Consider the following 20514-nt stretch of genomic DNA (forward strand, 5'->3'; position numbering starts at 1 on the left):
GCGGGGTCGATGATGCCGGACGACGCCATCGAGACGCTCGAACCGTGCGATGCGATTCTCCTCGGTGCCGTCGGACACCCGGAGATTCCGGACCACGTGACGCTTCGCGGGATGATGCTCCCGATTCGAAAGGCGTTCGACCAGCAGGTCTGTAAGCGCCCCTCGGTGCTCTTCGACGGCGTCGAGAGCCCGCTTCGCGGATACGACGGGGGCGATATCGACTTCGTCGTCTACCGGGAGAACACCGAAGGCGAGTACGCCGACGCGGGGGGCCACGAGCATCGGGGCTATCCGCACGAAGTCGCGGTTCAGACGGCCGTCTACACCCGAAAAGGGACCGAGACGGTCGTCCGTGCGGCGTTCGAGGAAGCCCGGTCGCGCGAGGGCCGGCTGACGAACGTGACGAAGTCGAACGCGCAGGCACACGGGATGGTGTTCTGGGACCGAATCGTCGAGGAGGTCGCCACCGAGTATCCCGACGTGACCGTCGAGCGCCTGCTCGTCGACGCGGCGTCGATGGACCTCGTCCGACGACCGGAGGAGTTCGACGTCCTCGTGGCGTCGAACCTCTTCGGCGACATTCTCACGGACATCGGAGCCATCGTCAGCGGGAGCATGGGGGTGGCCCCCTCGGCGAACATCAACGTCGAGGGGCACTCCCCGTCGATGTTCGAACCGGTCCACGGGAGCGCCCCGGATATCGCGGGGCAGGGAATCGCCAATCCCCTCGCGACGGTCCTCTCGGTTTCGATGCTCTTCGACCACCTCGGCGAGAACGAGGTCGCCCGTGGCATCCGGCGCGCGGTCGAGTCACAACTCGCCGACGAAACGGCACCGAGAACCCCCGACCTCGGCGGGTCTTCCACCACCGAGACGGTCGTCGAAGACGCCAGGACGCGCCTCTGACCCATCGATGCGCCGCTTTCGCGGGAACCGAGGCGACGACGCGAGCCGGTTCGCGACGCGGCTGCGCCGCCTCGACGCGGAGACGTTCGCCCGACTCGTGTCTGACCTCTGGGTCGAACGCGGCCGGTCTGTCACGCGGGAGGGGGCGACCATCGCTGTCGACGACGGGAGCACGACGCGTCACCTCGTCGTGACTCACCGGCCGCCGTCGACGGTCGCCGGCGACGTCGTGGTCACCTCACGGTTCTCCGACGACCCGAGCGTCGTCGACGCGGCCGAGTTACTCGACGTCGTTCGGTACGCGGTCGACAGAGACCGGTCGGCCGAGATAGCCCGCGAGTATCTCGGCCCCTCGGCGGACCGCTTTTGCTCGCCGCGATTCGATTCCGCCGACGAGCCACGGGGCGTCGACCGGCTGACGACCCCCACGAGCGGTGCAGTCGTCGCGGTCGCGGTGGTGCTCCTCTTCGCGAGCGTCGGTGTGGTCCTCACTCACGCCGGTCCGACACCGGTTGTGGATTCACCTCCACCCGCCACCGCGACGGCCGACCAGCGCGAGCCGGAACTCTCGACGACGACGGCGCGACCGAAGTCCGAAACCGGCGCTCAGGGCGGTGAAGACGGAATCGAGAGCGCGTCTGCCGACGTCGAGACAGTCTCGTACTCGGCCATCGGCTGTCCCGCTCCACCGGAAGACGTTCGCCCAGCGGACCTCGCCCCGGCCGTCGTGCCGGGGGCGAGCGCCGGTGGACTCGACGGGTGGCAGCAGAGCCCGGCGACGTCCGACCCGCCGGCCGAACCGGACCGACTCCGCGACCCGACTGCGCGGCACGCGGTGACGTACTTGCCACCGTCCGGTCACGGGCTGACGCTCGGAATCAGTCTGTGGCCGTCGCGTCGAGTCGCGCAGTCGGTCGCATCGGCGTTTGCACCGCGCAACGAGACGGTCGCGCGGTGGGGACAGTACACGCTCGTCGTCAGTGGGACCACGCCGGACGGGGACCCCCTCGCGAGAGACCGGACGACCGTCTGGTCCCGACCGCTCCTCTCGGAGGTGCGGGCCCCGTCGGGGAGTCGGCTGGGGTACCGGTGTGTGGACTCGTTGCTCGACGAGTCCGCGCCGTCGACGGCCGCGCCCTCCGCCGGCTCCGTGAAAGGTTTATGGTCGAAGAAACCAGACGAACGAACATGACACACGGACCGGACGCGGTTCACGCTCTCGTCGAGGAGTCGGGGTGGGAGTACCCCGTCTCAGTTCGCCGAATAGAGCGCGAGCACGCGTTGGCGAACGTGCAGGTGGACGCGGACGGGAACTCCATCATGGTCGCGGAGTTACTCGGGAAGGCCGAGGCGGACCGATTCGAGAGTTACGATGACCTCGTCACCAAACTCGGACCGGTGTTCGAAGCCGAGAGTAAGCGGCGGAAGGTCGGGTTCTTCGGCCGCATCAAACAGACGTTCCTCGGGGGATGACGGCATGAACAAGCTCCGCGCGTTCGTCGTCGGCGGCTGTTCGACGCTCGCTGTCGCCCTCGCCTTCGTCGGACTCCGATACGGCTACGGCCCCGCTTCGAGAGGCGGCTACGTCACGGCGCTCGTCGCCGTCGTCCTCCTCCCGGCGGTTCCGCTGGTCGCCGCACACGCGAAGTTCGCGCTTCGACGGCTCGCCGAGTACCGCCGAAACGGCTCCGGACTCAGTTTCGAGCGCGACTCGATCTTCGTCTCGGCTGATACCGTGAGCGACGCCGAGCAGGCGCTCACCGACATCGAAGCGGCCGTCGAAGCGGCGGACGAGTACGACGAGTGTCGCCGCGACCGGTTCGGAGAGGGTCGCGGCCTCAACGTTCGCCACACCGGATTCCACAACTCGTTCGTTCGCGTCGCCGGCGACGGCCGCCTCGTCGTGACGGGGGCGTCGCAGAACACGCACTCGCTGGCGGCGCTCGTCGAGCGCGTCGCGTCGCTGACGATGGAACGGACGCGCGCACACCCCTTCTTCGCCCGCAAGCCGGTTCGAGGGGCCCCCAGAGCGTTCCTCGGGCTCTTCCTCGTCGTGGTGTTCGTCTTCGGTGCCGGCGGCGTCGTGGGTGCGGCCTACCCGGCGGACGCCTACAGCGCGCCCGAGCGGGTCGTGCTCGTCGGTTACGACGCGCGCGCGGCGGCGACGCCCGGATACGACGCGACGGACGCCACGCTCGACAAGGCCGCGTTCCTCGTCGACTCGCTCGGCGAGGAGGCGGTCGAAATCGGGTGGGACCGCGACGACGCGGACAAACTCGCCACCCACGGGCGACAGGCGGTCTTCCTCTCCGAGACGGTGTCGGCACAGCTCAGCGCGGCCCGCGAAGACGCGTCGGCGACGAGCGAGCGCGAACGCGTCGCCGCGCTCGAAGCCGACCTGCACGCCGCGGAGTGCCGGGTCGCCGCGCAGATAACCGACCGCGTCGAGTCGGGGAACGTCGAGGGAGACGCGAGCGCGCTCGTCGGTGCGGGCGAGTCGCTCCGCGCGAGCGCGGCGGACGCGGGGTACGCGTGTTCGACCGAGGCGTGAACCGACCGCTCGGGACCGACCTGAGACGGCGTTCATACTCTCCCCCGAGCATTGCGAAGCTATACCTGCGCCACCCCCGAGAGTGGTCACATGGTCGAACACGACGGACTGAAACACGCCGGCCAGTCGCCGGACCAACTGATCGGAACGTGGGCCGTGATTCCGCACCCGAGCACCGCGGAGCTGCTCGCCGGCGTCGGATACGACTTCGTCGTCTTGGACGCGGAGCACACCCCGATGTCGTACGAGACGATAGCGGACATGATTCGCGCCGTCGACGCGGCACCGGGTGAGACGGAAACCCTCGTCCGGGTGCCGGACGACGCCCACGCGACGCTGAAACGGACGCTCGACCTCGACCCGACCGGCGTCCTCGTTCCGATGGTCGAGACGCCGGAACAGGCCGCGGCGGTCGTCGACGCCAGTCGCTACCCCCCGGCGGGAACGCGAGGGCTCGGACTCGGCCGCGCGACGGGGTACGGGCGCACGCTCGGCGAGCACGTGGAGGCCGCCGAAGAGACGGTTGTGAGGTACGTTCAACTGGAGTCCGAGCGCGCGGTCAGGAACGCCGACGCCATCGCGGCGGTCGACGGAATCGACGGCGTGTTCATCGGACCGGTCGACCTCTCGATGTCGATGGGCTGTTTCGGTGAGTGGGACGACGACGACTTCCTCGAAGCGGTCGACCGAGCCGTCGCGGCCGCGGCCGACGCCGGGGTGGCGGTCGGAACCCTCGCGACCGACGCCGCCCAGCGGGCGACCCGCATCGACTGGGGTGTCGACTATCTGGTCGCCGGCGTCGACGCGCTCCACCTCTCCGACGGGGCCGCCGACGCCCTGGACCACAGCACCACGCTCGGCGACTGACGCCGCGACGGCGCGCCTGTCGTTCGGTCGCACCGCCCCGTCTTCCCGTCCGTCTGTGACGCCGCCGGGTGGCATCCCCGACGGATTTCGCATCGTCTACGGGTCGGGGCCGAGCCCGCGGCAACCGAAGGCGGCGAGTGCGCTCCGTCAGCGATACGCGGCGACGGTCGTCTCGACGAGCGACGAAATCTCGTCGCGGGTAGTCTCGTCGAGGCCGACGAGCGGGGGCCTGACCTCGTCCGTTTCGAGGACGCCGCGGGCGCGGAGGGCCGCCTTCGTCGCCGGCGCGAACCCGTGTTCGACGCACTGTTGGAACAGCGGCGCGATGTGTCGCTCGTGGATTCGACGCGCCTCGGCGACGTCGCCGCGGTCGGCCGCGGTCGCGGCGGCGACGAACGCTTCGGGGACGACGTTCGAGAGCGCGTTGACGCCCCCGGTCGCGCCCAGCACGAGTCCCGGGACGAGGTGGCTGTCGAACCCTTCGAACAGTTGGAACCCCTCGGGAGTCCGTCGGAGTAGCTCCGAGAAGTAGTTCAAATCGCCGCTCGAATCTTTCAGACCGAGGATAGCGTCGCGCCCGGAGAGTTCGACGACGGCGTCCGCGTCGAGCGACCGGCCGACACAGGCGGGGATGTTGTAGAGGTACAGCGGGAGCGCCGCCTCGTCGGCGACCGCCTCGACGAACGCGACGTCGCCGGCCGGGTCGTTCGCTCCGTGGAAATACGGAAGCGTGATGAGCGCGGCGTCTGCACCGGCCTCGGCCGCGGCGTCGATTCGGTCGACAGTCGCTTTGACGCTCGTCGCGGCGGTGCCCGCCATCACCGGCGTGCCGTCGGCCCGCTCGACCGTCGTCGAGAGAACCGCGCGGAACTCGGCGCCGTCGAGACTCGCGAACTCACCCGTCGTTCCACAGGGGACGAGTCCATCGACGCCGCCGTCCACGACGTGGTCGACGAGTGTTTCGAGCGCCTCGTGGTCGACCGCGCCACCGTCGAACGGCGTGACGAGCGGGCAGTGTACACCAGCGAACCGTCGTGCTACGTCTGTCATCGTCTCGTACTCCCGCCGATGCCAGTTATATGTTCTCACGACCCGGAGCGTGGCGTCAAGATTTATGTACACATGTGAAAACATGGCACACGATGACGATACTGGCAGCAGTCGACGGAGAGCAGAAACCGGACCGCGTCGTGACGATCGGCGAAGACCTCGCGGACGCGTTCGACGACCAACTCGTCGTCGTCAACGTTCTCGACCAAAAGGAGTTCGAAGAGCGAGACGACGTCCACCAGACGGGGTACACGGTCGAAGACGGTCAGAACGACGCCGAATCGGTGGCACGCTCCGTCGTCAAAGCGACCACTGACCGGCCGGGACACGTCCAGACGCGCGGCCTCGTCGGCGAGGTCGTCGACGAACTGCTGGGCGAGACGGAGCGACTCGACGCGTCGTACCTCGTCATCGGCGGACGAAAGCGTACGGCGGTCGGGAAGGCGCTGTTCGGAAGCACGACGCAGTCGGTCCTCCTGAGCGCGGACGTCCCCGTCGTCGCGGTCATGGACGAAAAGTGAACACGGGACTCAGACACAGATGGTTACACTCGACCTCCCCGACCGAGAGCGACTCGAAGCGGTAAACGACGCCTCGGTAGACGACCTTCCGGCCTTCGCGACCGTCCGCTCGGTTTCGGACCCACCGGAGGTAGACGACGTCCGAGCGAGCGCCGTCGAGGCGCTCGACGACATCCCGGCGTTCGAGACGCTCCCGTCGGGGTCGTCGGTGGCGATTACGGCCGGAAGTCGCGGCATTCACGACATGCCGGCCGTCCTCGCGGCGGTGGTCGTGGAACTCCAAAACCGGGACCTCGACCCGTTTATCATGCCCGCGATGGGGAGTCACGGCAGCGCGACCGCGGACGGACAGGTCCAGACGTTGGCCTCGCTCGGCGTCACCGAGGCGTCGATGGGCTGTGAAGTCCGCTCGTCGATGGCCGTCGAGCGAGTCGCCGAAGACCCGAACGGCGAGCCGATATACGCGGCGAGAGACGCGCTCGAAGCCGATGCAATCCTCCTCGCGAACCGCGTGAAACTCCACACCGACTACCGCGGTCCGATCGAATCCGGACTCTGTAAGATGGCCGTCGTCGGCCTCGGGAAGCACCGCGGAGCCGAGAACATGCACAACGCCGCAATCGCCCGCGGGTTCGACGAGGTCATCCCCGAGCGCGCGGAGATACTGCTCGCCGAGACCGATATCGTCGGCGGTATCGCCGTCGTCGAGAACGACCACGAGCGCGCCGCCCTCATCGAGGGCGTCCCCGCCGAGGGGCTTCCCGAACGGGAGTCTGAACTGCTCGAACGGTCGAAAGAGCTGTTCCCGTCGCTCCCCGTCGACCAGTTGGACTTCCTGATGGTCGACGAACTGGGAAAGAACATCAGCGGGACGGGGATGGACACGAACGTCGTCGGCCGGGTCTGGTTCCACAACCAACCCGAAGTGAACTCGCCGGAGATAACGCGCATCTACGTCCGTTCGGTCACGGCGGAGTCGCACGGCAACGCAATCGGCATCGGCCTCGCCGACTACGTCAACCGAAGTCTCGTCGAAGCGGTCAATTTCGAGGACATGTACGTCAACATCACCACGAGCGGCGAACCCGAGCGCTCGAAGATTCCGTTCGTCGTCCCCTGCGATGCGACGGCGTTCGTTCTCGCGGCCTCGATGACCGGCGTTCCCGACCTGAGTGAGATGCGCATCGGCCGCATCACCAACACGCTCGAACCGGGGACGATGCTGGCTTCCGAACCCGTGCTCGAAGAGTTAGCGGGACGAGACGACGTCGAAATCGGCGAACGTCGACGCCTCGAATTCGACGCCGACGGTACACTCGTCTCCACCATCGAAGAGTAGTCACGACACGGACCGGACCGAGCGAATGACGGTCGGACCCACTCGACCGCATGCCGCTTCGAACTACCCCATAGTATATCAATTTTCATAACCACCTTTGTACCTATCACGATGTGGTTGGAATCTCCGTAATCGCGTTCGCCCGTCGAGCGTAGGTCGGGTTCGCTATTCGAATGAATTGTGCAGGTAATCTAAAATACTACTGCGTCCGCTTGTGTCCTTTTTCCCCGCGACACTGGGAACGACCGACTGGAATCCGCGGGTCTGAAACCGGGTGTCGACGAAGATTCGAACTGAACCGCCGGCTTCGACGTTTATCAGAAACGAGTTCGAATCCCGGACTGTGGCTAATTTGGCGGTCTACTCGTCTCTGGACAATATCGTCTCTCACGTCTTTCGTACGGGCGCGAGTCGTGGGAACCGGTCCGACCCCCCGAACGGCGTAACGTCGAGACTCACGGTTCTCCCGAACGATACTGTATTAAATTCACATTTCCAACTGACGTTGAATCTGACGGCTGATTCGTCGGCTACGAATCTCTTCGAGTCGTGTACGGTGCATACGGTGCGTTCAACGTTCAAGACGGAGTGTGTGACTAAACTATCCGTGGCAACTGTGCGGAGTCGGTGGACACCGCCACGTCGACCCGTTCGAACACATATGAGATCTAGTATCTTCTCGAATAGTTAATCTGCTGTACTAGACACGGTAATCGGGACCAGTCAGTATTCGCCTTGGTCCCCCATAGAGCCGCCCGCAGTTCTCGTCGCTGTGCTCCGACGCGTCGGGTCAGTTGCAACGCCCAGTCACTACCGCGCTGTCTGACCCGCGCAGAAGGCGGGGACGAACTCACCGTTCGCGGCACTCAGTCGTCGCCGCGTGCGGCGCTGCCAGCGCCCGCGTCCGGAGTCCGCAGCACGTCCGGGTCGGCGTCCGATCCGAGCGGTTCGACGCGCACGCTCGACACCTTGTACTCCGGAATGCCGGCCTGCGGGTCGAACGTCTCCTGCGTGAGTTTGTTGACCGCGCCGGCCGCGAAGTGCATCGGGATGAACAGCGTCCCGTCGCCGACGCGGTCGGTCACCGTCGCCTTGACGACGATGTCGCCGCGGCGGGACTCGACCTTGACGTACTCGCCGTCTGAAACGCCGAGTTCCGCGGCCGTCGTCGGGTTGATCTCGATGAAACTCTCGCCGACGTGGCTCATGAGGCCCTCGACGCGCCGGGTAATCTGTCCGGTGTGCCAGTGGTAGAGAACCCGCCCGGACGTGAGCGTGAGGGGGTACTCCTCGTCGGGGAGTTCGCCGGGGTGGCCGCCGTCCGCCGGCACGAAGCGGGCGAGTCCGTCGTCGAAGTTGAAATTCCCCTCCTCGTAGTCGTAGAGGTACGGCGTGCCGGGGTGGTCGTCGTCCCAGCACGGCCACTGGAGTCCGTGCTCCTCGCCCGATTCGAGGCGGTCGTAGCTGACGCCGCCGTAGATGGGCGTCAGGTCGCTGATCTCGTCCATGACCTCCCGCGGGTGGTCGTAGCCCCACTCGTGGCCCAGTCTGGCAGCCAGTTCCTGCGTGATTTCCCAGTCCTGACGCGCCTTTCCGGGCGGTTCCGCGGACGCTCGAACCCGCTGGACACGACGCTCGGTGTTGGTGAAGGTGCCGTGTTTCTCCGGCGAGGTCGCCGCCGGCAGAATCACGTCGGCGTGCTCCGCGGTCTCCGTCATGAAGATGTCCTGTACGACGAGGAAGTCCAAGCTATCGAGCGCCTCGCCGGCGTGCTGGATGTCGGGTTCCGAGAGCGCGGGGTTCTCCCCGACGATGTACATCCCGCGGAGATTCCCCTCGTGGGCTTCGGCGAGCATCTCCGGCACTTTGAGACCCGGTTCGGCCGGCGGGCGCTCGCCCCACACGTCGGCGAACTTCTCGCCGACCTCGTCGTCGGCCGGGTCCTGGTATCCGGGGAGGCTCCCGGGCAAGGTCCCCATGTCGCCGCCGCCGCCCTGCACGTTGTTCTGGCCCCGGAAGGGCGACAGTCCGGCACCCGGTTTCCCGACCTGCCCGAGCGTGAGCGCGAGGTCGGCCATCGCGAGGAGGTTCTCCGTTCCGTGGCTGGATTGGGTCATGCCCATCGCCCAGCCGAAGACGACGTTCTCGGCGTCTGCGAGCGTCTCGGCGGCCGATTCGAGTTCGTCGGGCGAGACGCCGGCCAGTTCCTCGACTTTCTCGGGCGTGAACGCCTGGACCTTCCGCTTGACCTCTTCGAATCCGTTCGTATTCCGTTCGATGAACGTCTCGTCGTGCAGGTCGTGCTCGATGAGGTATCGGATGAGGCCGTTGAGCCACGCCACGTCGTAGCCGGGCGTCGTTCTCGTGTACTGGTCTGCGTGCTCGGCGATGCCGATTTTCCGGGGGTCGAACACCACGAGGTCGGCCCCGTCGCGGACGTTCTGCTTGATTCGGGTCGCCAACACCGGATGCGACTCGGTCGTGTTCGACCCGCTTATGAGGTAGGCGTCGGCCTCGCCGATGTCCTCGTTGATGCGGTTCGTCATCGCGCCGTACCCGAGCGTCTGTTGGAGCGCCGCCACCGTCGACGAGTGACAGAGCCGGGCGCAGTTGTCGATGTTCTTCGTGCCGAGCACCTGCCGCGCGAACTTCTGGACGAGGTACGCCTCCTCGTTGCTCCCCTTCGACGACGCGAGGCAACTGACCGCGTCGACGCCGTGTTCGTCCTGAATCTCGCGGAGTTCGCCGGCGACGTAGTCGAGCGCCTCGTCCCACGACGCCGCCTCGAACTCGCCGTCGTCGTTTCGAATCAGCGGTCTCGTGAGCCGGTTTTCGCTGTTGGCGAACTCGTGTCCGAACTTCCCTTTCACGCACGTCGAGAAGTTGTTGGCCGGTGCGTTTTCCGGGTCGTCGACGGGCTGGACGCCGAGGGCGTTGCCGTCTTTGCCCCACATCTCGAACCGACAGCCGACCGCACAGAATCCACAGGTCGTCTCCGCTTTGTCGAGGGTGCCCAGCCGGTAGTCGCTGACGAGCGACGCGACGTCGAACAACCGACCCTCCGGCAGGGTCCGCGCCGCGAGGTTCTCCGCGGTGTGTTCGCCCGCGAGCATGGCCTTCCGACCGTACTCCCCGAGGAAGTCGGACGCTCGGCGTTTGCTCTGGGCCATGTATCGGGCGACGCCGCTCCGTCCCTCCTGTCCCGCCTCGGCTTCGCCACCGGCGCTCCCCGCGCTCCCGGGTGCGGGCGAGCGGTTCGGTGCCGTCGTGTCGTCGATGGTCTCCGCCTCCTCGTGTTCGATGACGTTCCCGACGGAGTTCCGCTGCGTGAACCCCGGGAGCGGGAGCGTCCCCGCGCCACCGATGTCCTTCTCGGTCAGGGCACCGGTCGGACAGACCGTGGCGCAGTGACCGCAGGAGACGCAGTCCGAATCCGCCATCGTCTCGGCGTCGGACTGGAAGCCGATGCGGGTGTCCGAACCGGACCCCTCGATACGGAGCACGCCTTCGACCTGAACGTCGTTACAGCCCTCGACGCACCGGTTACAGAGGATGCACTTGTTGCGGTCGATTTGGATGAACGAGGAGCTGTCGTCGAGCGGTTCGTACTCGCTTCGCTCGTCGAAGACGCCGTACCGCGGATGGTCGACCCCCTCGCTGATGGCCGTCTCCTGGAGCTCGCACCGACCGTTCCCGTTACAGGTCGTACAGCGAAGGTTGTGGTTGGAGAGGACGAGGTCGAGGTTGACGCTCCGAGACTCCTCGGCGGCCGACGTATCGGTCTCGACCGTCAACCCGTCCGTCGCCGGGAACGAACAGGAGGGAACGACCCCGTGTTCGTCCGTCTCGACCATGCAGGTTCGGCACTCGCTCCGCGGGCCGATTTCGTCGCTCGCGTCGCCGTCGCGGTCGTAGTAGCACAGCGCCGGAACGTCGGCGTCCCCGTCGAGGCTGTCGGAGCCGGGGTCCACGCTCACGACCTCGTCGTCGACGGCCTGCATGGCGTCGATGACGGTTGCCCCCGGCGGGACGGTGACCGGGGTCCCGTTGACGGTGACCGTCGTCGGGCTCTCTCCGCCGGTTCCGACGGGCGGGTCGTTCGCGGTCCCGGTCTCGAACTCAGCCGTGACCGACGTCTCGTGCTGTGGGTCGTCTATCTCCGGAACGCCCGGAAGTGGGTCGTCAGTACTCATAGTTTGTCAGTACAGGCTCCGCTGGGACAGCGGCCGTCGGCGTGTGCTTCGAAACTCGATTCGAACTCGTCCATCGCGGTCAGCACCGGTCGCGGCGCACGAGCCCCGATTCGGCAGTTGCTCGACCGGGTCATGACCCGCCCGAGTTCGCGTAGCTTCCCCCGGTCGTACGAGCCTCGGTAGACCGCTCGCACCAGTTCGGTGAGTTGGACGGTTCCCTCCCGACCCGGCACGCACCGCCCGCTGTTGGCTTCCGAGGCGAAGTTCGCTCGTTGACCGGCGGTGGCGACCGGACACCGCTCGTCGTTCAACAGTTCGACGACGCCGTCCGTGCCGAGGCCGGCCGCGGTCAGTTCGTCCGCGGTCGGCGTGATATCCAACGTCCGAGTGACGCCGCCGAACACCCCGCCGACGCAGGCCATCTTGAACGAACCCTCCAGTTCGACGGCGTCCCGAACCGCAGAGAGGCGGGCGTCCGACCCGACCTCTATCGTCGCGGGCGCGGCCACGTCGCCGGTGACAGTCAACAGTCGCGTCGCCGAGGCGGACCCGTCCTCGTCGGTACCCTCGGAACCCGAGAGCGCGTGGTGTACCTGTGCGAACGTCCGCGGCGAATGGATGACCGTGGGGCGGCCGAACAGCCCGTACTCGGCCGGCGACGGTGGCTGGAGACGGGGCTCGATTCGGTCCGCTCCCTCAATCGCTTCCAGCGCCGCCGTCGGTGCGCCGGCGCGGTACTCGTCCGGGCCCGTGGCGAGTCTCGGAACGACCGGGAGTTCGCCCGCGGCGGCGTCGACGGCCCGCCGGAGATGTTCTCGGAGTTCGGTGTCGGTCTCCGCGAGATAGACGACCGCGTCGGTCGTCCCGAGGTACTCGGCGACGGCCGCCACGCCGTCGAGCACCGACATCGGCGACCCGGCGAGGAGCGTTTCGTCCGCCCACTGCCTGTCGTCCGCGTCGTTCGCGTTCACGACGACCACCGGGTCGCCGTCCGTCTCTCGCGCGCGCCGCCACGCGTCGGCGACCGGGTCGTCAGCGCTGGCATCGCCCCTGCCTCGACCGACGAGGCCAGCGTCCGCGATCGCGCCCGCGTCTTTGTCGAGCGACTGGAACTGACACCCCTCCGGGTCCAGCGGGTCGACCCACCCGCAGGGACCGAGGACGCGCCGCTGACCCACCGCGAGCGGCCCGTTCGTCGGCACCGGTAGCGTCGTCGTCTCGGCGTCGTGTTCGACGACCGCCGCGGCGTCGTCCGTCGGTAACGCCCCGTCTTCCACGTCGGCGACGATTTCCCGGGCTCTCGGTGCGTCCGGAGCCGGGAAGAACGCGGTCCGCCCCGCTCTGGTCGCCAGAACCAGCGGGTCGTACTCGCTGATTCCGGTCGGTCCCGTTCGCAGGACCGGGACGGAGTCGGCGGCGGCGCGCGCGCTGCTCAAGACACGCTCCCCGCGCTCCGTTCGTCCGGCTCCCGAAACCCGGACGGTCGGCGACGGGGTCGCCTCACCTGTGCGATTCATTCTCACGGTTAAAAAGACGCGGTAGGGTTAAAAAATCATCCCAACCCGGACCCGTTGGCGCGCGGCTTCGAGGCGTTCAATCCCCCGGACTCGAAGCCGGTCCCACCGCGATTGGCACGAAATCGCCGCGGCGGATGGCGCTCCCAGACGGGGCAGCGACCGGAGCAAAGAGCTAATGCGGCGACGCGTTGTTCCCCGAGGTGATGACGAACTCACGGTTCGACGACGTCCGAGAGACCGCGGCCGACGCGACCCGCGAAGACGACGTCCTGTCTGCGTACACCGGACTCGTCCACGACGACGGTCGGCGCGAGTACTACTTCGCCAACGACACCGAAGACGCATCGGAGCTACGCGAGACGGCGGCCGTCCAACTCGGGATGCTGGTTCGGGTCCTCGCGGACCGCTCCGAGAGCGACGTCGAGGAGATCACCGACCTCGCGGCCGAGCGGGCCGAGAACATGCGGTTGGAGTGACCGCGGGGGCCGACACCGGCCGCTCGAACGCGAGTTCTCGTCGGTGAGTGTCGTCTCAAGAATCCTCACGCGGGTCGGGACCCGTTGCGTCCGGTCGGGACCGCGACCCTATTCGGTCGCCGCTATCGCTTCGATTTCTATCGCCGCCCCTTTCGGCACGTTCCCGACCTCGACCGCGCTACGCGCCGGCGGTTCTTCGTCGAAGAACTCGCTGTACACCTCGTTGAACTCCTCGAAGTCGTCGATGTCGTCGAGGAAGACGGTCGTTTTGAGCACGTCGTCGAGGGAGCCGCCCTCCGAGACGAGAATCGCTTCCACGTTTTCGAGACACCGCTTCGTCTGGTCGCCAACAGAGGCGTCGTCGAGTAGCTCCCCGTCGGGCGTGAGCGGCAGTTGGCCCGCAGTGAGGACGAGGTCGCCGTTCGTCGTCGCCTGACTGTACGCGCCAACGGCCGCCGGTGCGTCCGAAGTGCTAATCGTGCGCTTCACAGCCGGCCGTTTCGAACGGTTCGTATTAAATCCACGTCCGGGGCGAACCCGGTCTCACGATATGTGTGCCATCTGCCATATCGTGGCGTCACTCGGCTTGCACGTCGGCTACTCCTCGTCCCGAACTTCGGAGCCTCGTGGGTGTCCCGGCCCTGCCGACACCCACGCAGAAAACACAAATAATACCAAACGTGACACGATGAGACGTTCACCAACGATATTTAAGCGTTGAAGTGCCGAGAACCGTGAAAGACATTCGCACCCGAACTATAAATGGCATCCGTCCGCAGAGACCGGCGGAGCCCGAACAATGTCAATGGACGCAGTCGTCTACAAAGGCGAACGAGAGGTCGCAGTCGAAGCGGTCGAAGAGCCCCAGATTGAACATCCGAACGACGTCGTTATCGACATCACGACGACCTGCATCTGCGGGTCCGACCTGCACATGTACGAGGGTCGGACGGCGGCGGAACCGGGAATCGTGTTCGGCCACGAGAACATGGGTATCGTCGAGGAGGTCGGCGAGGCCGTCAGCGGCCTCGAAGTCGGCGACCGCGTCGTCGCGCCGTTCAACGTCGCCTGCGGCTTCTGCGAGAACTGTGAGAACGGCTACACCGGCTTCTGTACCAACGTCAATCCGGGATTCGCCGGGGGAGCGTACGGCTACGTCGCCATGGGGCCGTATCAGGGGGGCCAAGCCGAGAAGCTCCGCATTCCGTACGCCGATTTCAACGCGCTCAAACTGCCGGACGGACGGGAGCACGAGGACTCGTTCTCGCTCCTCGCGGACATCTTCCCGACGGGCTGGCACGGCACGGAACTCGCCAATCTCGAATCCGGCGATTCCGTCGCTATCTACGGGGCCGGCCCGGTCGGCCTGATGGCCGCCTACAGCGCCAAACTCAAGGGCGCGGCCGAGATTTACGTCGTCGACCGCGTCCCCAGTCGCCTCGCGCTCGCCGAGGAACACTGCGACGCCACGCCCATCAACTTCGAGGAGGGCGACCCCGTCGAACAGATCAAAGAGATTCACGGCGGCGGCGTCGACAAGGGCGTCGACGCGGTGGGCTATCAGGCCATCGACCCGGACAAGGAAGCCGACAGCGCGTACGACCCCGCCCGGGAGAACCCGGCCGTCGTCATCAACAACCTCATTCGGACGGTCCGTCCGACCGGCGAACTCGGTATCCCGGGTCTCTACGTCCCCGACGACCCCGGCGCTCCCGACGAGATGGCCGCGCAGGGACGCCTCGGCATCGACTTCGGTCTCCTGTTCGAGAAAGGACAGGCGCTCGGCACCGGCCAGTGTAACGTCAAGGAGTACAACCGAAAGCTCCGAGACATGATAATCGAGGGGCGAGCCGACCCGAGTTGGGTCGTCTCCCACCGCGTCGACCTCGAAGACGCGCCCGAGATGTACGAGAAGTTCGACAACCGCGAGGAAGGCGTCACGAAGGTCCTGCTGGAACCCTAACGGTAACCGTCGCTTCCCCCTCTGATTTTCACCGGTACTCCTTTGACGGTCACCCCGGTAGTTCGGTCTATGTGCCAGTACTGTAGCTACCGGTACCACGACGGCTGGACCCAGCTGTTGGAGTACGACGAGATTTACCAGACGGCGGTCGGCGGTGAGTCGGAGTCGACCTACGGCTTCCACGAGTCGTGGGACGAACTCCGAGACGAGGTCGACTTCGGCGCGGCCTAATCAGGCGGACTCCCGGGGAAACGGGTCGTCGGGATACGACGCCGCCCGCTCGTCCGTCGTCGCCAGACACTCGTCGAGTTCCCCGCTCAGTGCCGCCTCGTCGAGGTCGCGGCCGATGAACACGAGTCGCGTTTCGGGGTCATCGTCTCCCCACTGACCGATGGGGCCGGCCTGTACCGACGGCCCCGCCTGACTCACGCCGAGCACCGTCTCGGGACGACTCGCGACCCACGCGAACCCCTTCGCGCGGACGACGTTCCCCTGCCAGTCGTCGAGCCAGTCATCGAGTCGGTGCGGATGGAACGGGCGGTCCCGACGGTAGACGAAGGACTCGACGCCGTGGGCCGTCGCCGCCGAGACGTCCTCATCGTGGGCGTGTCCGCTGTCGCGGCCGTGGCCGTGGTTGTCGTTCACCTCGCCATCGTCGCCCGTGAGCGCGCGTTTCCAGCCTTGGTGGTGTTTCGCAGCGTCGAAATCGAACCGTCCCGTATCGAGAACTCGCCCCGACTCGACTTCGCTGTGTGTCGTCCGGTGGAGGCTCGCGCGGGGTTGGAGTTCTCGAATCTCGGCTTCGACGGCGTCCAGCGCGTCGTCGGGGACCATGTCGCACTTGTTCAGCAACAGCACGTCGCAGAACTCGACCTGCTCGACGAGAACCTCCGTCAACGGCCGTTCCGGGTCGGGAGCGGCGTCCGGGAGCGATTCCGCCGGGTCGAACGCCTTCCAAAACCCGTAGGCGTCGATGACCGAGACCGCGGTGTCCAACCGGAACTGCTCCGGCAGACCGCCCTCCTCCGACTCGCGCGTCAGCACCCGCGCAATCGGGAGCGGTTCGCTGATTCCGGAGGCCTCGATGAGAAGGTAGTCGAACGAACGCTTCTCGGCCAACCGCGTCACTTCGGTCACGAGGTCGTCCTGCAATCGGCAGCAGATACAGCCGTTTGAGAGGTCGACAAGGCCGTCGTCCGCCTCGGAGGCGACTAACTCTGCGTCGACGTTCAGTTCGCCCATGTCGTTGACGACGACGGCGATCTCCCTCCCGCCGGGGTCGTTCAGGAGTCGGTTGACCAACGTCGTTTTGCCCGCGCCGAGGGGCCCGCTGATGACCGTAATCGGAGTTTCAGCCGTGGACATGTCGATGCTGTGTGTCGACTCGCGGGTGGCTGTAATCAATGCTGGGTCGCCTCGCTCGACCCGAGTGTAGAACCCCTCACACCGGACCTCCGTTCAAAACTCATCTTCTTCCATTACTGATAGGTCGGGTTTCGCGGCCGTTCGCGTCGGCCGACCTCCGCGCGAACCGGACTATCGACCTTGTTGGACGCGTTCGCGCCACCGAACTCGCTCGCCCGCTGTGGCACGACGGCATCATCTTTTTTGGTCGCCGGTCCTGACGGGTGACCAGATGGCACCCTCCGTCCCCGACCGACTCCTCACAGTCGACCTGTCTGCCGGTTCGGTCGAGAGCACGCCGATTCCGGACGAGTGGCGACGGCGGTACCTTGGCGGAAAAGGGCTGGGTGCCCGCTATCTCTACGACGAACTCGACGCCGGCGTGGACCCGCTGGGTGACGAAAACGCGCTTCTGTTCATGCTCGGCCCGCTGTCGGGGTATCTCCCGGGCGAGTCGAGATACGCCGCTATCACGAAATCCCCGCTCACGGGCTGTTTTCTCGATTCCTATGCGGGCGGCGAGTTCCCCGACTCGCTGGCCGGCGCGCTCGGGCCACAGATGGGCCTGCTCGTGACGGGTGTCGCGGATGAGCCCGTCACCCTCGTCATCGAAGGCGGGGACGCCACGATTGCGCCCGCCGAGACGTGGGGGGCCGACACGGTCGAAACGGCGCGAGCGTTCCCCGACGCGTCGGTCGCGTGCATCGGCCCGGCGGGCGAACAGCAGGTCGCCTACGCCACTATCGCCTCCAATGCCGGCGACCACCACGCTGGTCGAGGGGGCGCGGGAGCGGTCATGGGTTCGAAGCGGCTGAAGGCGGTCGTCGCGCGGGGAGAGCCACCCGAGGGGTTCGACGGCCTTCGGGAGGCCTACGCCGCGAAGTACCGAGAGAGTTCCACCGGACGCTGGCTCCGGGCCAGTGGAACCGTCGAAACCATCGATTTCGCGAACGAAATCGGCGCGCTCTCGACGCGAGGCTGGCGCGATGGACACCTCGAACAGACGGACGAACTGGGAATCACTGCGGTCGAAGACAGCGCCGTCGGTCGCGAGTACGCCGACACGGCGGCTCCGGGAGGATTTCGCGTACCGACGGACGAGGGCGACCACGTGCCGCGGGGCGCCACCGCGATGACGCTCGGGGCCGGACTCGACATCCACGACTTCGACGCCGTCGCCGAGCTGGGACAGACCTGTGACCGACTCGGGATGGACCTCATCAGCGCCGGCAGCGCGGTCGCGTGGACCATCAACGCCGACGCCGCCGGCGTGCTCGACCGTCCACTGTCGTTCGGCGACGCCGACGGAGCGCGCGCCCTCTTACGGGAGATTGCGAACCGTGCGACGGATCTCGGCGACGCGCTCGCGGACGGGGTCGATGCCGCGGCGTCGCGGTACGGCGGGAGAGAGCTCGTCCCCACGGTCAAGTCGATGGAGCTACCGGCCTACGACCCGCGCGGTGCGCAGAGCATGGCGCTGGCGTACGCGACCAGCGACCGCGGGGCCTGCCATCGACGGGCGCGACCCATCGAACGCGAGGCGTTCGACGGGGAGTGGGGAGCCGACCGGACCGCGGAGGCGGTCGTTCGCGAGCAGGACCGGCGGTCGGTACTCTGGAGTCTCATCGCGGACGACTTCTTCGCCGACGCGCTCGACGACCTCGGACGAGCGTGGCTTGAATCGGTCGGCCTCGAACCCGCCGGGGGACTCGCCGCGGTCGGTGAGCGGATTTGGAACGTGACGCGCCTGTTCAACGTCCGCGAGGGAATCTCGCGAGCTGACGACGCATTGCCGGCCACGCTCCAAGAGCCGCTTGAGACGGGGCCGCGCGCCGGTGCAGTCGTCGACCGCGACGATTTCGACTCGATGCTCGACGCGTACTACAGCCCCCGCGGCTGGGCCGCCGATGGCGTGCCGACGGCGCAGACCATCGACCGCCTCGATCTCACCGAACTCGCCGCCGACCTGCACGCGCTCCGCGATTGAACACCGCCCGAACGCCCGGTCGGCGACCGATACGGGCGAACCGGCTGTCCGCGGGTCCTCGACCGCCCACTCGCGGCTGCCGAACGCAGCCCCGTGTCACTTTAATCGCTTCCCCTCGTGGAACGAATATGAAGCTTCGCGATGCGCTCTGCGCTCGAAGCGGCGTGGTCTGCGTCGTCGGCGCGGGCGGGAAGAAATCCACGCTGTACGCGTTGGCGCGTCAACTCGACCGCGCCGTCGTGACGGCGACGGTTCGCATCCCGATCTTCGACCAGCACGTCGACGACGTGCTCGTGACCGACGCTCCGGTCGCCGCGCTCCGGCGCGTGACGGACTGGCCGGTGGGCGTCGTCCCCGACCGCGACCGCGACGACCGCTACCGGGGGTACGACCCCGACGTGGTCGACGACATCGGGACGTCCGACGCCGCCGACGCCGTGCTCGTGAAGGCCGACGGCGCTCGGATGCGCGAATTCAAAGCTCCGGGCGACCGCGAACCTCAACTCCCGGCGACTGCCGACACCGTCCTCCCAATCGCCAGCGTCCACGCGGTCGGAGAACCGCTCGCTGACGATACCGTTCACCGCCCCGAACGGGTCGCCGCCCTCACCGGTCTCGACCCCGGCGACGCGATTCGCCCGTCCGACGTCGCAACGGTGCTCACGAGCGAGCGCGGCGGCCTCGCGGCCGTCCCCGACGGCGCGACGGTGGTTCCCGTGCTGAACAAAGTCGACGATTCGGCGCTCGAAGCGGTCGCGCGAGAGATTGCTTCGGACATCCTCGCTCGGTCCGACGTTCCGCGCGTCGCCCTGACGCGATTGACGGCGTCCGACCCCGTCGTGGCCGTCGTGGAGCGCTAGCCCAACCGCTCCGCCGCGTGGGCGAGCTCTTCGGGGGTGTTGATGTTCTCGAAGGTGTCGAGGCTCGCGTACTCGCACACCTCGTCCTCCCCGAGGACGACGTAGTCGAGCGCGAACAGCGGCTCGATGATCTTGTGGTTCCCCTCGGCCAACGCGAGTTCGCACGCGTCGGCCATCGCCGAGGCTCGGTACACCGCGTGAGTCGGTTGGAACCAGCCGTCACCGACCCGCGGCACGGCGGCGTCGCGGCCGGCCGCCCGCTCGAACAGCCGGTCGATGAGCGCGGGTTCGACAAAGGGCATGTCGCAGGCGGCGACGAACGCGTACTCCGTCTCCACGGCCCGCAGGCCCGTCATGATTCCCGCCATCGGTCCCTCGTCGCACTCCGCGTCTTCCGCAACCGTCACCGGGTGGTCGTAGCCGTCGAGCGCGGTTCGGAGTGCAGCGGTCTGTTCCGGTCGGCAGTTGACGACGAGGGCGTCGATTACGCCGGCCATCCGGTCGGCGACGCGGCGGATGAGGGGAGTCCCCGCGAGCGATGCGACCGCCTTGTCCCCCTCGCCGAACCGCGTCGAGTATCCCCCGGCGATGATGACTCCAGTTCGCATACCGGAATCCACTTTCTCGCCGTCCAAAGCAGTTGTGCTCCGACCCGTATCGCCCGGCGGTCGACGACGCCGCCCGACGTTCCGCGCGTTCCCCTCTTTCGAGGTTCTTAACCTCCGAGTTCGGGACGTGAGAGAGGTCGAGAGCGCATCACAGTCATGACACGGCTAGCCGTGTTATTCTAACTTCAATCCAATTAAAAGTAACGCCGCGCTCCGAGACGAAGAAACGTCGCGAACATCTCGCGCTTCGAACTTCGGACCGAGCGACTCGA

Annotated in this window: 18 protein-coding genes; 12 read left to right on the top strand and 6 right to left on the bottom strand. The window is 66.9% G+C overall.

Going from position 1 to position 20514, the window contains the following annotated elements:
• The 5 genes from FY251_RS18995 to FY251_RS19015 form a co-directional block, all read left to right on the top strand.
• Nucleotides 1–906 (top strand): isocitrate/isopropylmalate dehydrogenase family protein (locus FY251_RS18995; protein WP_148416568.1); only part of this gene is annotated, 906 nt, incomplete at its 5' end.
• Nucleotides 907–913: 7 nt separating this feature from the next.
• Complete coding sequence (locus FY251_RS19000; protein WP_148416569.1) at nucleotides 914–2098, top strand: hypothetical protein; 1185 nt, start codon at nucleotides 914–916, stop codon at nucleotides 2096–2098.
• A complete protein-coding gene (locus FY251_RS19005) occupies nucleotides 2095–2379 on the top strand; it encodes a hypothetical protein (RefSeq protein ID WP_148416570.1) in 285 nt (94 codons plus the stop codon). The genes FY251_RS19000 and FY251_RS19005 overlap by 4 nt, the downstream gene beginning before the upstream one ends.
• 4 nt (nucleotides 2380–2383) lie before the next feature.
• Complete coding sequence (locus FY251_RS19010; RefSeq protein WP_148416571.1) at nucleotides 2384–3457, top strand: hypothetical protein; 1074 nt, start codon at nucleotides 2384–2386, stop codon at nucleotides 3455–3457.
• A gap of 90 nt (nucleotides 3458–3547) precedes the next feature.
• Nucleotides 3548–4324: an HpcH/HpaI aldolase/citrate lyase family protein gene (locus tag FY251_RS19015; protein WP_148416572.1), complete on the top strand. Its 777-nt coding sequence runs from the start codon at nucleotides 3548–3550 to the stop codon at nucleotides 4322–4324.
• 147 nt (nucleotides 4325–4471) lie between these two features.
• Here the strand turns inward: FY251_RS19015 and FY251_RS19020 are convergent, their stop codons facing one another.
• Nucleotides 4472–5374, bottom strand: a complete 903-nt coding sequence (locus FY251_RS19020; protein ID WP_148416573.1) for a dihydrodipicolinate synthase family protein — start codon at nucleotides 5372–5374, stop codon at nucleotides 4472–4474.
• A gap of 92 nt (nucleotides 5375–5466) precedes the next feature.
• Between FY251_RS19020 and FY251_RS19025 the strand changes: the two genes are divergently transcribed.
• Nucleotides 5467–5895: a universal stress protein gene (locus FY251_RS19025; protein ID WP_148416574.1), complete on the top strand. Its 429-nt coding sequence runs from the start codon at nucleotides 5467–5469 to the stop codon at nucleotides 5893–5895.
• Nucleotides 5896–5914: 19 nt separating this feature from the next.
• Entirely contained in the window at nucleotides 5915–7234 is a 1320-nt protein-coding gene (locus FY251_RS19030; protein WP_148416575.1) for a DUF362 domain-containing protein, read from the top strand.
• An 866-nt stretch (nucleotides 7235–8100) separates the two neighbouring features.
• Here the strand turns inward: FY251_RS19030 and fdhF are convergent.
• Complete coding sequence (gene fdhF / locus FY251_RS19035; protein WP_148416576.1) at nucleotides 8101–11427, bottom strand: formate dehydrogenase subunit alpha; 3327 nt, start codon at nucleotides 11425–11427, stop codon at nucleotides 8101–8103.
• The gene (locus FY251_RS19040) at nucleotides 11424–12944 is read right to left on the bottom strand and encodes an NADH-ubiquinone oxidoreductase-F iron-sulfur binding region domain-containing protein (protein WP_148416577.1); all 1521 of its coding nucleotides are present in this window, start codon (nucleotides 12942–12944) and stop codon (nucleotides 11424–11426) included. The genes fdhF and FY251_RS19040 overlap by 4 nt, the downstream gene beginning before the upstream one ends.
• Before the next feature lie 200 nt (nucleotides 12945–13144).
• On the opposite strand from FY251_RS19040, the gene FY251_RS19045 reads away from it, so the two are divergent.
• The gene (locus FY251_RS19045) at nucleotides 13145–13420 is read left to right on the top strand and encodes a hypothetical protein (protein WP_148416578.1); all 276 of its coding nucleotides are present in this window, start codon (nucleotides 13145–13147) and stop codon (nucleotides 13418–13420) included.
• Between the two features lie 108 nt (nucleotides 13421–13528).
• Here FY251_RS19045 and FY251_RS19050 read toward each other — a convergent pair whose 3' ends face one another.
• Nucleotides 13529–13909, bottom strand: coding sequence for a Rid family detoxifying hydrolase (locus tag FY251_RS19050; RefSeq protein ID WP_042662156.1), 381 nt, complete (start codon nucleotides 13907–13909; stop codon nucleotides 13529–13531).
• Between the two features lie 316 nt (nucleotides 13910–14225).
• Here FY251_RS19050 and FY251_RS19055 point away from each other — a divergent pair, with 316 nt between their 5' ends.
• Nucleotides 14226–15383: a glutathione-independent formaldehyde dehydrogenase gene (locus FY251_RS19055; protein ID WP_089780295.1), complete on the top strand. Its 1158-nt coding sequence runs from the start codon at nucleotides 14226–14228 to the stop codon at nucleotides 15381–15383.
• A 69-nt stretch (nucleotides 15384–15452) separates the two neighbouring features.
• Nucleotides 15453–15614: a hypothetical protein gene (locus tag FY251_RS22695; protein WP_187367453.1), complete on the top strand. Its 162-nt coding sequence runs from the start codon at nucleotides 15453–15455 to the stop codon at nucleotides 15612–15614.
• On the opposite strand, the gene FY251_RS19060 is transcribed toward FY251_RS22695, so the two are convergent.
• Nucleotides 15615–16748, bottom strand: coding sequence for a GTP-binding protein (locus FY251_RS19060; RefSeq protein WP_148416579.1), 1134 nt, complete (start codon nucleotides 16746–16748; stop codon nucleotides 15615–15617).
• A 271-nt stretch (nucleotides 16749–17019) separates the two neighbouring features.
• Here FY251_RS19060 and FY251_RS19065 point away from each other — a divergent pair, with 271 nt between their 5' ends.
• Together FY251_RS19065 and yqeC are read left to right on the top strand one after the other, a co-directional pair.
• Entirely contained in the window at nucleotides 17020–18774 is a 1755-nt protein-coding gene (locus tag FY251_RS19065; RefSeq protein ID WP_148416580.1) for an aldehyde ferredoxin oxidoreductase family protein, read from the top strand.
• Between the two features lie 128 nt (nucleotides 18775–18902).
• Complete coding sequence (gene yqeC, locus FY251_RS19070) at nucleotides 18903–19634, top strand: selenium cofactor biosynthesis protein YqeC (RefSeq protein ID WP_148416581.1); 732 nt, start codon at nucleotides 18903–18905, stop codon at nucleotides 19632–19634.
• Here the strand turns inward: yqeC and FY251_RS19075 are convergent.
• Complete coding sequence (locus tag FY251_RS19075) at nucleotides 19631–20242, bottom strand: molybdenum cofactor guanylyltransferase (protein ID WP_148416582.1); 612 nt, start codon at nucleotides 20240–20242, stop codon at nucleotides 19631–19633. The genes yqeC and FY251_RS19075 overlap by 4 nt on opposite strands.
• Between the last annotated feature and the right edge of the window lie 272 nt (nucleotides 20243–20514).

Source organism: Haloferax sp. KTX1 (assembly GCF_902410085.1).
GTDB classification, from domain to species: domain Archaea; phylum Halobacteriota; class Halobacteria; order Halobacteriales; family Haloferacaceae; genus Haloferax; species Haloferax massiliensis.